12 protein-coding genes are annotated in these 13,391 nt (G+C 65.9%); 3 read left to right on the top strand and 9 right to left on the bottom strand.

The features are described from left to right. Nucleotides 1–126: 126 nt before the first annotated feature. Nucleotides 127–1,098 carry a Bug family tripartite tricarboxylate transporter substrate binding protein gene (locus ACODSM_RS21330; RefSeq protein ID WP_060984441.1) on the bottom strand — a complete coding sequence of 324 codons (972 nt, stop codon included), beginning with the start codon at nucleotides 1,096–1,098 and terminating at the stop codon, nucleotides 127–129. 375 nt (nucleotides 1,099–1,473) lie between these two features. Between ACODSM_RS21330 and ACODSM_RS21325 the strand changes: the two genes are divergently transcribed. Both ACODSM_RS21325 and ACODSM_RS21320 read left to right on the top strand, forming a co-directional pair. Beyond that, on the top strand, nucleotides 1,474–2,571 hold the full coding sequence (locus ACODSM_RS21325; RefSeq protein WP_488806817.1) for a lactonase family protein: 1,098 nt from the start codon (nucleotides 1,474–1,476) through the stop codon (nucleotides 2,569–2,571). Between the two features lie 37 nt (nucleotides 2,572–2,608). Further along, nucleotides 2,609–3,601 (top strand): Bug family tripartite tricarboxylate transporter substrate binding protein, encoded by a 993-nt coding sequence (locus tag ACODSM_RS21320; protein WP_015014200.1) that lies wholly within the window; start codon nucleotides 2,609–2,611, stop codon nucleotides 3,599–3,601. 68 nt (nucleotides 3,602–3,669) lie between these two features. On the opposite strand, the gene ACODSM_RS21315 is transcribed toward ACODSM_RS21320, so the two are convergent. After that, nucleotides 3,670–3,993 (bottom strand): helix-turn-helix domain-containing protein, encoded by a 324-nt coding sequence (locus ACODSM_RS21315; protein WP_288853254.1) that lies wholly within the window; start codon nucleotides 3,991–3,993, stop codon nucleotides 3,670–3,672. Nucleotides 3,994–4,222: 229 nt separating this feature from the next. Here ACODSM_RS21315 and ACODSM_RS21310 point away from each other — a divergent pair, with 229 nt between their 5' ends. After that, complete coding sequence (locus ACODSM_RS21310; protein ID WP_488806816.1) at nucleotides 4,223–6,277, top strand: tetratricopeptide repeat protein; 2,055 nt, start codon at nucleotides 4,223–4,225, stop codon at nucleotides 6,275–6,277. A 33-nt stretch (nucleotides 6,278–6,310) separates the two neighbouring features. On the opposite strand, the gene ACODSM_RS21305 is transcribed toward ACODSM_RS21310, so the two are convergent. The 7 genes from ACODSM_RS21305 to prpF all read right to left on the bottom strand — a co-directional run bounded on the left by ACODSM_RS21305 (nucleotide 6,311) and on the right by prpF (nucleotide 13,385). Then, a complete protein-coding gene (locus tag ACODSM_RS21305) occupies nucleotides 6,311–6,637 on the bottom strand; it encodes an EthD family reductase (RefSeq protein ID WP_476016630.1) in 327 nt (108 codons plus the stop codon). 114 nt (nucleotides 6,638–6,751) lie between these two features. Next, nucleotides 6,752–8,599 (bottom strand): ABC transporter ATP-binding protein, encoded by a 1,848-nt coding sequence (locus ACODSM_RS21300; RefSeq protein WP_488806815.1) that lies wholly within the window; start codon nucleotides 8,597–8,599, stop codon nucleotides 6,752–6,754. Between the two features lie 100 nt (nucleotides 8,600–8,699). Next, a complete protein-coding gene (locus ACODSM_RS21295) occupies nucleotides 8,700–9,167 on the bottom strand; it encodes a CopD family protein (RefSeq protein ID WP_060986535.1) in 468 nt (155 codons plus the stop codon). A gap of 225 nt (nucleotides 9,168–9,392) precedes the next feature. Beyond that, a complete protein-coding gene (locus ACODSM_RS21290) occupies nucleotides 9,393–9,722 on the bottom strand; it encodes a hypothetical protein (RefSeq protein ID WP_488806814.1) in 330 nt (109 codons plus the stop codon). Nucleotides 9,723–9,757: 35 nt separating this feature from the next. Continuing rightward, a complete protein-coding gene (locus ACODSM_RS21285) occupies nucleotides 9,758–11,107 on the bottom strand; it encodes a sensor domain-containing protein (RefSeq protein ID WP_488806813.1) in 1,350 nt (449 codons plus the stop codon). A 132-nt stretch (nucleotides 11,108–11,239) separates the two neighbouring features. Then, nucleotides 11,240–12,112 carry an isocitrate lyase/PEP mutase family protein gene (locus ACODSM_RS21280; RefSeq protein WP_295942024.1) on the bottom strand — a complete coding sequence of 291 codons (873 nt, stop codon included), beginning with the start codon at nucleotides 12,110–12,112 and terminating at the stop codon, nucleotides 11,240–11,242. A 64-nt stretch (nucleotides 12,113–12,176) separates the two neighbouring features. Next, on the bottom strand, nucleotides 12,177–13,385 hold the full coding sequence (prpF, locus tag ACODSM_RS21275; protein ID WP_488806812.1) for a 2-methylaconitate cis-trans isomerase PrpF: 1,209 nt from the start codon (nucleotides 13,383–13,385) through the stop codon (nucleotides 12,177–12,179). Between the last annotated feature and the right edge of the window lie 6 nt (nucleotides 13,386–13,391).

The following is a 13,391-nucleotide window of genomic DNA, read 5'->3' as shown; positions in this document are numbered from 1 at the left end:
CCCTGCTCGTCGAAGTCGGTGATGGGGAACGAGAGCAGGCCGGAGCCCATGATGGATTTGAGTTCTTGCGGGGTCATGGTCATTGCAGCGGGAGAGGATGGTGAATGAAACGGGTGTCTGTGGCGCTCAGTCGAGCTTGATGTTGGCGGCCTTCACCACGCTGGCCCAGCGCGCGCGTTCCTTGGCGAAGAACTGGTCCTGTTCGGTGGAGGTCATGGTCACCACTTCGGCGCCCTGGCCGGCCAGGCGCGAGCGGATCTCGGGTGCACGGATGGCAGTGATGAGCGCCTTGTTGAGCTTTTGCACGACCGCATCGGGTGTGCCGCGTGGCAGCAGCACGCCTTGCCAGGTGCCGGACTCGTAGCCGGCCACACCTTGCTCGGCAATCGTGGGCACGTCACCGATCAGCGGCATGCGGGTGGACTTGGAAACGCCCAGCACCTTGAGCTTGCCGTTTTGTACCTGGGGCAGGGTGGCCAGCATGCCGTTCATCAGCACCTGGGTCTGGCCCGCCACGGTGTCCTGAATCGCGGTGACGCCGCCCTTGTAGGGGATGTACTGCCAGCGTGCGCCGCTGGCGCGCTCCAGCGCCACGCCGGCAAGGTGGGGAGCGCTGCCGGTGGCCGTCACGGCAAAGTTCAGCTCGTTCTTCTTGGAGTAGGCGATCAGCTCCTTGAGGTTGTTAACCGGCACCGAGGGGTGCACCACCAGCAGGTGGGGCGAGTAGGCCAGCATGGTCACACCGCGCAGGTCTTTGGACGGGTCGAACGACAGCTTGGTGTAGACCGAGGGGCTGATGGCCAGTGCACCCACATCGCACAGCAGCATGGTGTAGCCATCGGGCTCGGCCTTGGCCACAAAGTCAGCGCCCAGGTTGCCGTTGGCGCCGGGTTTGTTCTCGACGATCACGCTTTGCTTGAGCGACTCGGACAGCGCCTGGCTGATGGAGCGCGCAATGATGTCCGAGCTGCCGCCTGGCGGGTAGGGCACCACGATGCGCAAGGTCTTGGTGGGCCAGTCGGCGGTCTGGGCCGTGGCAGATGCCGCAGCCAGGGCGGCGGTACAGGCCAGAAGAATTGCGCGACGTTGCAGGCTCATGGAAGGTCTCCGTGTGTTTGTGTTGTTAGTCATCGTACAACCAGGCTCGAAAAAACACAATCCCTTGCTCGTGGGTTGTGGGCATATTCAACGGAATTTCAGGGTTTGTACTGAGATTTTTGAGTTGTAGATCGCTGGGAAAGGCCAATGGGCGGGCGTTTTAGTCCATGCATCACTTCGGGTAATCCCTTTCTCCATCCCCATCTTTCCTGGGTCAGAATGCCAACCTTGTTGTATGACGACATATCACAAATGAGCAATACCCAGCGGTTTCGCCACGCTCCAAGTGGCCTCCAGCAAGGCAGCGAAACCCCAGCAACCACGATGGCCAGCGCGCTTCGCAGCCGCCGTGCGGCCATTCTCAAAGGACATTGCATGACCCTCCCATTCCGCATCCATCGCCGGGCCGCGCCCGTGGCGCTGGCCGTCGCTGCCGTGTTGGGCGCCCAGGCGGCGCAGGCCGCCACGTGGGTGTACGTGGCCAACGCAGACAGCCAGGATGTCTCGGTGCTGGAGCTGGACCGCGCCGCCGGAACGCTCAAGCCCGTGGACACCACGGCAGTGGGGGGCACCGCCATGCCCATGGCTGTCAGCCCGGACAAACGCGTGCTCTATGTGGCGCTGCGCTCGCAGCCGTTTCGGGTGGTCAGCCTGGCCATTGACCCAGCCAGCGGCAAGCTGCGTAAGCTGGGCGAGGCGCCGTTGGCCGACAGCATGGCCAATATCGACACCGACGCCAACGGGCGCTGGCTGTTCGCAGCCTCCTACCCCGGCCACAAGATCACCGTCAACAGCATTGGCAAGGACGGCGTGGTGGGCGCGGTGCAGCAACTCATCCCCACCGCCCCCAACGCGCATGCCATCCATGCGGATGCCGCCAACCGCTATGTCTTGGCGACCAGCCTGGGTGGCGACCACCTCTCGGCCTGGAAGTTCGATGCCGAGACAGGCAAGCTCACCGCCCACGAGCCCGCGCTGACGCCGGTCGCGCCCGAAAAATCCGGCCCCCGCCACTTTGTCTGGAGCCGCGACCAGCGCCACCTGTACCTGCTGGACGAGCTGGATGCTGCCCTGCATGTAATGGCCTACGACAAGGAACGCGGCACCCTGCGCCCGCTGCAGCGCACCACCAAATTGCCAGCAGGCTTTACCGGCAAGCCCTGGGCCGCCGACATTCACCTGTCGCCCGATGGCCGCACGCTGTATGCGTCGGAGCGAACGTCCAGCACACTGAGCACGTTTCGCGTCGATGCCGCCACCGGGCAGCTGCAACCGCTGGGGCAGGTGCCCACCGAAAAGACGCCGCGCGGTTTTGCCGTGGACGCGTCTGGCCGCTTCCTGATTGCCGCGGGGCAGGATTCACACCACGTCGCCCTGCACCCCATCGACGCAGCCACGGGCCTGCCCGGCGCACCCACCCGCGTTCCGGTGGGCAAGAACCCCAACTGGATCGAGATCGTCGACATGCCCTGAGATCGCCCTTTTTTCATTACCCCAAGGAGACAAACACATGCAACGCAGAACCCTGGTCCAATCCGCAGCGCTGGCTGCTGCAGGCGCGCTGATGGCGCTGCCCGCCATGGCCCAGACCACCTGGCCCACCGGCAAACCCATCAGCTACGTGGTGCCCTTTGCCGCCGGTGGCACCACCGACACCCTGGCCCGTCTGATCGGCCAGCAACTGGGCACAGCCCTGGGCACCACGGTGGTGGTGGAGAACAAGGGTGGCGCCGCAGGCAGCATCGGTTCGGAGGCGGCCGCGCGCTCGGCCCCGGACGGTTACACACTGCTGGGCGGCACCGTCAGCTCGCATGCCATCAACATCAGCCTGTACCCCAAGCTGGGCTACGACCCCATCAAGTCGTTCAGCCCCGTCACGCTGATCGGCACCAACCCGGTGGTGCTGGTGGTGTCCGCCGCCAGTCCCTACAAAACCCTGAAGGACGTGCTGACGGCCGCCAAGGGCAAGCAGGGCGGCCTGTCGTCCGCGTCGGCTGGCACGGGCAGCTCACAGCATCTGGCGGTGGAACTGCTGGCCTACAAGTCGGGCGTGAAGTTCACGCACATTCCCTACAAGGGCAGCGGCCCCGCCATCCAGGACGTGATCAGCGGCCAGGTGGACATGATGTTTGACACCACGGTGGTGGCTGCACCGCACATTCAAAGCGGCAAGCTGCGCGCCATCGCCGTCACGTCGCCCAAGCGCCTGGCCTCCATGCCCGATGTGCCCACAGTGGCAGAGTCGGGTGTGGCCGAGCTCAAGGACTTCGAGGTGCAGTCCTGGCAGGCGATTTTTGTGCCGGCCGGCACGCCCACTCCGGTGGTGAGCCGCCTGCACGACGAGATTCGCAAAATCCTCGCCCAGCCCGACATGCAGACCCGCCTCAAGGGGTTTGGCATGGAGCCTGCCGACATGAGCGTGGCCCAGATCGCCACGTTCCAGAAGGCCGAAGTGGACAAGTGGGCGCAGGTCATCAAGGCGGCCAACATCAAGGTGGACTGATCGTCCGCTGACCCCTTTTGCTCCCTGTAAAGACTTGGCGGAACAGCCTTCGGGCCGTTCCGCCTTTTTTATTGCGGGCCAGGTGCAGGTGCGTTTGCAGGGGTGTCCGCCGACGGAGAACGTGGTGCGAGCACAAGATCGGGATGCTGTCCGGTGAGCAACAAAAACATCGCAAACACCGGCCCTTGCATGTTGCGCTCGTCGGTCATGCTCTCCAGCGCCTGCCAGGTGCGCGACTGCACGCCGCCCCGGCTGCCAGTCTGCAGCGGGTAGCCCATGAGTTCGGCGGCTTGCGCCTGGCTGAGCCCGGCCGCAACGCGCGCGGCCTTGAGCTGCTCGCCGTTGGGCACAGGCATGGCGAGGGCCATGGCAGAAAGGGGTGGTGTGGACATGGTTTGCTATAAAAAGAAGAGCTAATTGGGCATGAATTACCAGCGCTACAGCCCATTTTTACCCAAAAGGCGGGAGCGTTATCCGGGTGTGGTGCTGGCACATCACTGGACAAAACAGAGAAGTGCCTGCGATGCAGGCGAGCGGGGTGCGCTTCTAGAATTCGCTCGCAATTGACGAACGTCAACACCCACAACAAGCCGCATCGGAGCGGCATCCGAGGAGGGATTCGTGAGCTACACCATCCAGATCTGGGAAAAGCCCGCCGATTGGCCGTGGCCCACGACCAAGGCCGAGGCGGACGCGCAGTACGAGCGCGTGGAGGCAGGCCGCCAGGTGCCGATGAACCCCAAGTACGCAGCGTGGGCCCAGGCCGTCGAGCCGCGCTTTCCCGGGTTCTGGGACATCTACCTTGGCGGCCCTGACATCACCGATCCGACCTTTGGCGTGGGCATCAACACCCGCTTTCCTGACTGGGGCCCACCGTTTGACGATGGCTGGGAGCAAGCGGCCCGCCTGGGCCTGAACCTCTATGACCCGCAAAGTGGCGTGCACTACCTGGCCAACGGCGATGCCCCGGAAGAGCCCGATCTGCAGGTGCGCCACGCGGCACGGGCGCGGCAGGCGGGCGATGACGCCAGGGCCTGGGCCGAGTACCGGCGCTGGGCCGCGCGGGGCAACCCGCATGCGCTGTATGCGCTGGGCCGGGCCTTGCGATTTGGCACCATGGGCCAGCGCAGGCATTTCGATCTGGCGGCTGCGCTACAGCTCATGGGCGCGCATGATGCGGAGAACCGCAAGGACGCCCTAGCCTTCTACGAGCGCTTTCCGGACAAGGCCAAGGCCCGCATCCAGGCCCTGATGGCGCGGCTGAAGGCCGCGCCGGGCGAGCCACTGCTGCAGATCGTGGACGAAGAGCGCAAGGCGGTGGATGACGCCGTGGCCCGCAGCGAGCAACTGGCCTTGTACTCGCGCAAGCGCATCGAAGCGGCAGACGCACTCGAGCCCGCAGCGGCCCAGGGCCACGAGGTGGCCGCGTTTCTGCAGGCGCTGGAGACCGTGATCGGCTGGGAGCAGCCCAACTACGAGAACGCACGCTCCTGGTGCCAGCGCGCGGCGGACTGGGACCATGAACCTGCCAAACGCCTTTTGGCCGTGATGTTTGAGCGCGGCTGGGGTGGACCGGCGGATGCGCAGCAAGCCGCCAAGTGGAACGCCGCTGCGCAAGAGCAGCGGCAGCGGGTGCAGCAAAAGAAACAGGCCCAGGAGGCCTCTGAATCGCCCGGCGGCCTCAGCCTGGCGCCCATGGCTGCGGCTTCTGCGGCTGCGTCCACGTCAGGTGCCGCAGCACCCCTGGTGTGGACTGGCAACCCCCTGCGCGACCTGCCTGCTTGGTACGCCCGCGAAGGGGACCCGCACGCGGCTTTTCACCTGGGCACCAGCGACGAGCACGGCCGCTATGGCAGCCCCGTGAATCTGGCCCAGGCCCGCGCCTGGTATGCCCAGGCGGCCGAGGCGGGCCACGCCGACGCCACCTACAACCTGGGAACCTTTATCGAAAGCGGCAAGGGCGGCCCCAAGGACGCGCTGGTGGCCAAGGCGCTGTTCATGCTGGCCAACACACGGGGCACCACCATGCAGGTGGCCGACCTGCGCATCAAGCCACAGGAGCAAGGTCCCGTGCGGGCGCTGGTGATGGCGCTGCGCGAGCCGGGGCGGCTGCGCGCTGTGCTGCAAGAGCGTGGACTCGCCCCGAGTCTTCAGGCTCCTGGTGGGGCCGCCGCGCGGGTGGTGGGCACAGCGGCACCGGCGGGTCTGTCCGCAGGCGAGTGGGGGCGGGGCGATGGCGCCCCGCCGTCCCCAGGTACAGCCAGGCTGCCAGAGCCGCAGACTCCGCGTTCGCCGGCGCCCAGCCCATCGCGCAGCCGCACAGGCCCGACGCATCGCAGCGAAGAGGACGACGAGGGCGACGAGGGCGATGCCCATGACGATGCCCGCTATGGGCGCTCCACCTCCACGTTTGCATGGCACCTGGGCCATGCGGCACTGTGCATTGGTGTGGCCAATGGGGCATTGCTGATGGCTTTCTTCAAACCCGGAGCCAGCTTCCGCATGGGCATGCTGGTGCTGGGCCTGATCGCCGCGCTGGGCGCGTGGCGCACGGCGCGCGACTTTGACTGGTCGCCCCTGGCGCGTGCCGTGGTGGCGGTGCTGGCGGCCATCCCCTTGCTGGGCATGGGCGTGTGCCTGGGCCTGCTGTTCAAGGCCTTGCGTGAACGTGGGTAGGGGTGGGCCACCCACCGCAAACCCACGAGGCCGTCAGGTGGTGACAGAGTGCTCCAACGCCTGCGCAAAGTACGAATCGGGCTGGATGTTGGTGTAGTTGGGGATGTCGGCCGACAGCTCTGCCATCGTCGCTTTGGCGGCCGTCTGGGCCTGCTTCAGGTCGCTGAAGAACGCGTTGGTCAGCGCCACGATCTGGCCTGGGCGCGGCTCGCCGGGGTAGAGAACGCGGTCGCTCTCCAGCCGCACAAGGCCCAGTGGCTGCAGGGCCGCGCGGGCGATGCGCATGTGCTCGGAGTGGTAGTAGTCGTGGTTGAAGGTGGCGCCTTCACGCCAGCGGTAAACGGCGGTGACTTTGATCATCGGTGCGATTCCATCCGGTGGTTGAAACCCGCCACCGTAGGGACAACTCACCCGCCGCACAGCCGCGTGCGCGACAGCGTGTCGCCCAGGCGGCTCGTGTCCGTCCTCGCGGACTCAGTCTTCTTCCGATTCGCCCAGGAATCCGCCGCTCTGGTGGCCCCACAGCCGGGCATACACGCCGCCCTGGCCCAGCAGCTGGGCGTGTGTGCCTTCTTCCACAATGCGGCCCGCGTCCATCACGATGAGGCGGTCCATGGCGGCGATGGTGGACAGGCGGTGGGCGATGGCAATCACGGTCTTGCCTTTCATCAGGCCGTCCAGGCTTTGCTGGATCGCGGCTTCCACCTCGGAGTCGAGCGCGCTGGTGGCTTCGTCCAGCAGCAGGATGGGCGCGTCTTTCAGCATCACGCGTGCAATGGCCACACGCTGGCGCTGGCCGCCCGAGAGCTTCACGCCGCGCTCGCCCACATGGGCGTCGTAGCCGGTGCAGCCCTGCAAGTCGGTGAGGGTGGCGATGAAGTCGGCGGCTTCGGCACGCTCGGCCGCCTGGTGCAGGTCGGCCTCGCTGGCATCGGGGCGGCCGTACAGAATGTTGTCGCGCATGGACCGGTGCAGCAGCGAGGTGTCTTGCGTGACCATGCCGATGTGGCGGCGCAGGCTGTCCTGGGTGACCTGCGCAATGTCCTGCCCGTCGATGAGGATGCGGCCGGACTGCACATCATGAAAGCGCAGCAGCAGGTTGACCAGCGTGGACTTGCCTGCGCCCGAGCGGCCAATGAGGCCAATCTTTTCGCCGGGGCGGATGGTGAGGTTGAGGCGGTCGATGACCGGGCGCGCATCGGGGCCGCTGCCGTAGGCAAAGCTCATGTCCTCAAAGCGCACCTCGCCCCGGGTCACGACCAGGGGTTTGGCATCGGGGGCATCCACCACGGTGCGTGGTCGGGTCAGTGTGTTGATGCCGTCCTGGATGGTGCCCACGCTTTCAAACAGGGTGGTCATCTCCCACATCACCCAGTGGGCGTGCCCCGACACGCGCAGTGTCATGGCCGTGACGGCGGCCACGGCGCCCGCACCCACCTCGCCCGCAGACCACAGCCACAGGGCTGTGCCGCAGGCGCCGAGAATCATGGCCACCACCAGCAGCTGGTTGACGATCTCGAACAGGCTCACCAGCCGCATTTGCGCGTAGCCGGTGAGCTTGAAGGCATCCATCGCCGCGCGCGCAAATTCGGATTCGCGCCGCGTGTGAGAGAAGAGCTTGACGGTGGCGATGTTGGTGTACGCGTCGGTGATCCGCCCGGTCATCACCGAGCGCGCATCGGCCTGCTGCTTGCCCACCTGGCCCAGGCGCGGCACAAAGTACCAGCAGGCCAGGCCATAGGCCACCATCCACGCGGCAAACGGCAGCAGCAGCCGCGCGTCAAAACCGGCCAGCAGCACGAGGATGGTGACCAGGTAGATGCCCATGCCGATCACCACGTCGGTGGTCGTAAAGATCATGTCGCGCACGGCCAGCGCGGTCTGCATGATCTTGGTGGTGATGCGGCCCGCAAACTCGTCGGCATAGAACGCCATGCTCTGGCCCAGCATCAGGCGGTGAAAGTTCCAGCGCAGGCGCAGCGGAAAGTTGATGGCCAGCACCTGGTGCTTGATGCTGGTCTGCCAGGCGACCAGCACCACCGATACCAGCAGCAGCGCGGTGATGCCGATCAGCGCCGCTCTGCGTTCGGCCCATAGCGTGCCCGGAGATGCGGAGGTGGAGATCCAGTCCACCACCACGCCCAGCACCGCAAAAAGCAGAGCCTCGTAAACGGCAATGGCTGCAGACAGGCCTGCCATAGCAGCCACGTAGCCCCGCAGGCCCCGGGTGCAGTCCCACACAAAGGCCAAGAAGGCATTGGGCGGCAAGTGCGGCTCGGCAGCGGGGTAGGGGGGAAGTCGGCTTTCGAAAAAACGGAACAACGTCAAGACTCCTGGGGCCACGCGGTATGCACTGCCGCGCGGGGCGGCAGCCTGCGTGCCCATCCAATCAATACGAAATGCGAGCGAGGGCCAGGTGGTGCTAGACCAGCAGGGTGACCACAACGATCACCACACCCAGCGCCAGGTTCACGCCCACCCAACTGCGGATGCTGCCCAGGGCCTTGGCGCCGCTGGGCCAGTCTGAGGCCGCTACGGCACGCTGCAGGCGCCGGAACAGTGCAAAGCGGATATGGCCAAAGATGGCGATCATCACCAGGCCCAGCGTGGCCATGATGGTCCAGTCCAGCGGCATGGAGAACACGCCGCCCGTCTGCACGGCCTGCTTGGCCGCGCGGCCGATCATCCACAGGCCGCTACCCAGCACCAGCACCACAGCGGCAGTGACGGCCGCAAAAAAGCGCTGCAGCACGTCATGCATCAGCCGCACGCGCTGCGGCGGCTCCAGCGACTGCGCGGCGGGGCGCAAAAAGAAATGGGCGAACACCATGCCCCCCACCCACACGATGATGGACAGGACATGGACAAGCTTCAGGGCGTTGTAGAGCATGGGTGTGCGGCGCTGCGCGCCGGGTGGGATGAAGGGGCCGGGAGAGGGGCCGGAGCATCCGGCCGAGGGGCTGCGGGTGCAAGGCCGCATTGTGCGACGATCCGCTTGTGGCGACCGGCCTGCGCCCAAGAACCCCTAAGGCACAGGTGATTAAGTCTCTGCGTTCCAGGGATGCACAGAGACAGGGTTTGGTTGGGTGTTGCCCTCAGCGCCTGCACATGGCGCTCAGCGCGGGGTGTTCGCGGGGCCTTCAACTCCACGCCAAAGTGCCAGCACCAGCCTCCACAGCGGAGGCAGAAGCAGGGCTGCAGCCATCGGCACCCAGACTGCCAGGTAGCACCAACCGGCGGGCCCGCTGTGGCCCACGCTTTCGATGCCCGTGGTGCGCTCCAGCCATGACCACACCGGATAGAGCAGCAGCGTCACCGCGAGCGCCACTGGCACGGCCACGGCAGTCAGGCCCGAGCGCACGGCCAGCTGCAGCATGATGGCTTTGACACCTTGGGGCTGCCCGTTGAAAGAGGCGCTACTCGCGGGCGTGGACGGCGGCTGCACGGTTGGGGCCCTGTGCGTCGGGAGTTTCAGGCGTATCAGGAGTACAGGGGCGCCAGCGCCACCCGCACCTGGTTGCCGCCGTTGCGCTTGGACAGGTACATGGCCTCGTCGGCATGGCCCAGCAGGCGGTGTTCTTCGCCGCCATGCTCGGGGTAGATGGCCACGCCAATGCTGGGCTGGATGTACAGGCGTTGGCCTTCCAGGTCGAAGTCCTGGCCAAACGCAGCCAGGATCTTGTGGGCCGCTGCACTCGCATGCTCGCGGGCCTGGCCTCCTTCGAGCAGCACCACAAATTCATCGCCCCCCAGCCGCGCCACGGTGTCGGATGCACGCACGCATTCGAGCAGCCGCTGTGCCACCCGCTGCAGCAGCAGGTCGCCCATGGCGTGGCCCAGCGTGTCGTTCACTTCCTTGAAGCGGTCCAAGTCAATGAACAGCAGCGACAGCAGCGTCTGCTCGCGCCGCGCGCGGGCCAGGGCGGTCTTGAGCCGGTCCAGAAACAGCTGGCGGTTGGGCAGGTGCGTGAGCTGGTCGTACTGCGCCATGTGCTCCAGGCGCTCATACATCTGTTTGCGTTCAATGGCGGCCGCCACCTGGGTGGAGACGAACTGCAGCAGCTCTTTGTCCTTGTCGGTGTAGCGGCCTTGCTCGGTATAGCTTTGCAGCACCAGCGCGCCCAGCGGCCCGCGCTGCGTCTGCAGGGGTACGCCCAGCCAGTACAAGGGTTGGTGCTCGCCACCAAGGGCGTGTGCCATGGGCGCATCCGGCGTCAGCAGCAGGGTGGCACCGCCACGGATCACCTCGGCATAGCGGGCGTCGTCGGCCAGGGCCATGGTCGCGGGTGCAGGCAGGTATTCGTTGACATGGTACGGAAAACTGAGTCGGTCGCTCAGCGCGTCATACAGAGCCACCGCAAAATTGGTGGCAGGCAACAGCCCGCCCACGATCTGATGAATGTGCTGGAACAGCGCCTGCAGGTTGTGCGTGGTGTGCGCGGCTTCGGAGATGGCGTAGATCACCGCTTGCATAGACTCTGCAGCCTTGCGCTCCGTGATGTCATGGGCCACGGCCAGCCGGACTTGCCTGTCGGGCAACCAGCGTGCTGTCCAGCGGATGTGGGCAATGGAGCCGTCCTTGCGCACATAGCGGTTTTCAAACTGCAGCTGCAGCTCGCCCTGGGTCACGCTCTGGGCCTGGCGTTGCGTGGCGGGCAGGTCGTCGGGGTGCACCATGTCCAGCATGCGCTTGCCAATGACTTCCTCGGGCTTGTAACCAAAGATGCGTTCGAACGCGGCACTGACAAACACGATCGTGCTGTCTGTTTGAACGATGCAGACGGCGTCCAGCAACAAGTTCGCCAGGTTCAGTGAAGAAATGCTTTGCATCAGGCGGCGTACACGGTGTGGCGGATTCACCCATTGTGCTCCGCGCCAACCGCTTGTGCTGTCTCGAATGCAAAAACGAGACAGGTGTTTGCTCGGTTCAATCCATCTGCACCATTCGCACCGTGTGCGGCGCTATGGCCTGCCGCTGGCGTACTTGGCCTCCAGCGCATCCCAGTCGGCCTTGCGCACCAGCCGCTGGCGTTCGGCAAAGGGTGCCACGAGGGCGGGGTCTTCGTCGATGCGCTGATGGTCGCGCAGCACCTTGAGCGCCTTTTGCATGCCTGCCACCGCGCCCTGCAGCGCCGCGTTGGCGTACAGCACCAGGCCATAGCCCAGGGTGGCCAGTTCTTCGGCACTGGTGATGGGGGTCTTGCCGCCAATCACCATGTTCATCAGCTGCGGCGCTGCCAGCCGCTGGGGCAGGGCGCGGATCTCGTCCAGCGTGGTGACAGCTTCGACAAACAGGATGTCGGCGCCAGCCTCCTCAAACCGCCGGGCGCGCTCCACGGCAGCCTCGAAGCCCTGGGTGGCGCAGGCGTCGGTGCGGGCCAGGATGAGGGTGCCTGCGTCGCGGCGCGCGTCCACGGCCGCCTTGATCTTGCCCAGCATCTCGTCGGCGGCAATCACCTCCTTGCCGTTGAAATGCCCACAGCGCTTGGGGCTGACCTGGTCTTCGAGCTGGATGCAGTCGGCGCCCGCGCGCTCCAGCACCCGCACCGCGTGGTAGGTGTTGAGCGCGTTGCCAAAGCCGGTGTCGGCATCGACGATGAGTGGCAGGTCCACCGCGTCGCGGATGCGCGCCGTGTGGTCGGCAATGTCGGTGAGGCCCATGAAGGCCTGGTCGGGCAGGCCGAACCACATGTTGGTGACGCCTGCGCCGGTGACGTAGAGGGCTTCAAAGCCCAGGTCGGCCACCACGCGGGCGGAGAGGGCGTTGAAAGCGCCGGGCACGATGACGCCCCGGCGGGCCTGGGCCAGCGTCTTGAGTTGTTGTTTGGTATTCATGTTGTGGTTGGTGAATTGAGTAGCTATATATTTGATAGCTGCTGGCGCATGAATCACGAGCGCTTCAGGCCATTTTTGCTTTAAAAGTGTCCGCAGGCACACGCACCCAGCCTTCCATCAGGATGCGGGCGCTGCGGCTCATGAGGGCCTTGGTCACCTTCCACTGGCCGTTGAGTTGCGTTGCCTCGGCCCCCACGCACAGGGTGCCCGAGGGGTGGCCAAACCGCACGCTGCTGCGCACGCCACCGCCTGCCGCCAGGTTGACCAGCGTGCCGGGGATGGCTGCTGCCGTGCCAATGGCCACCGCCGCCGTGCCCATCATCGCGTGGTGCAACTGGCCCATGGAGAGCGCGCGCACCAGCAGATCGATGTCTTTGGCGTCAATGGCTTTGCCGCTGGAGGCGGTGTAGCTCGCCGGTGGCGCCACGAACGCGATCTTGGGCGTGTGCTGGCGGGTGGCGGCCTCGCCAAGAGCTTGGATCAGCCCCATGCGCAAGGCGCCATGGGCGCGGATGGCCTCGAAGCGCGCGAGTGCCGCCGCATCGCCATTGATTGCGCCTTGCAGCTCGGTGCCGGTGTAGCCCAGCTCCTGTGCGTTGAGAAAAATGGTGGGGATGCCCGCGTTGATCAGCGTGGCGGCGAAGCTGCCGACGCCCGGCACTTCCAAGGTGTCCACCACATTGCCGGTGGGGAACATGGCGCCGCCTTCTTCCCCATCGTCCGCCGGGTCTATGAACTCCAGTGCCACCTCGGCCGCAGCAAAAGTCACGCCGTCCAGTTCAAAGTCGCCTGTCTCCTGCACCTGCCCGTGGGCCATGGGCACATGCGCCACGATGGTCTTGCCAATGTTGGCCTGCCAGACGCGGACGGGAAAGGTGCCGTCCTGCTGAAGGCGCGCCGCATCGATCAGCCCCATGTGGATGGCGCAGGGCCCCACCGCCGCCGAGAGGTTGCCGCAGTTGCCGCTCCAGTCCACGAAGGGCTGGTCGATGGACACCTGGCCAAACAGGTAGTCCACGTCGTGCCCCGGCCGTGTGCTGCGCGACAGGATCACCGCCTTGCTGGTGCTCGATGACGCATTGCCCATGCCGTCGATCTGCTTGCCATACGGATCGGGGCTGCCCAGCACGCGCAGCAGCAGCGCGTCGCGCGCGGGGCCGGGTTGCTGGGCGGGGGCGGGCAGGTCGTCCAGGCAGAAGAACACGCCCTTGCTGGTGCCGCCGCGCAGGTAGGTGGCGGGGATGCGGATCTGTGGTGCGGGGGAGAGGCTCATGGAGAA

This window comes from Acidovorax sp. FG42, assembly GCF_057809195.1.
This window is presented reverse-complemented; position numbering and strand designations above follow the sequence as displayed.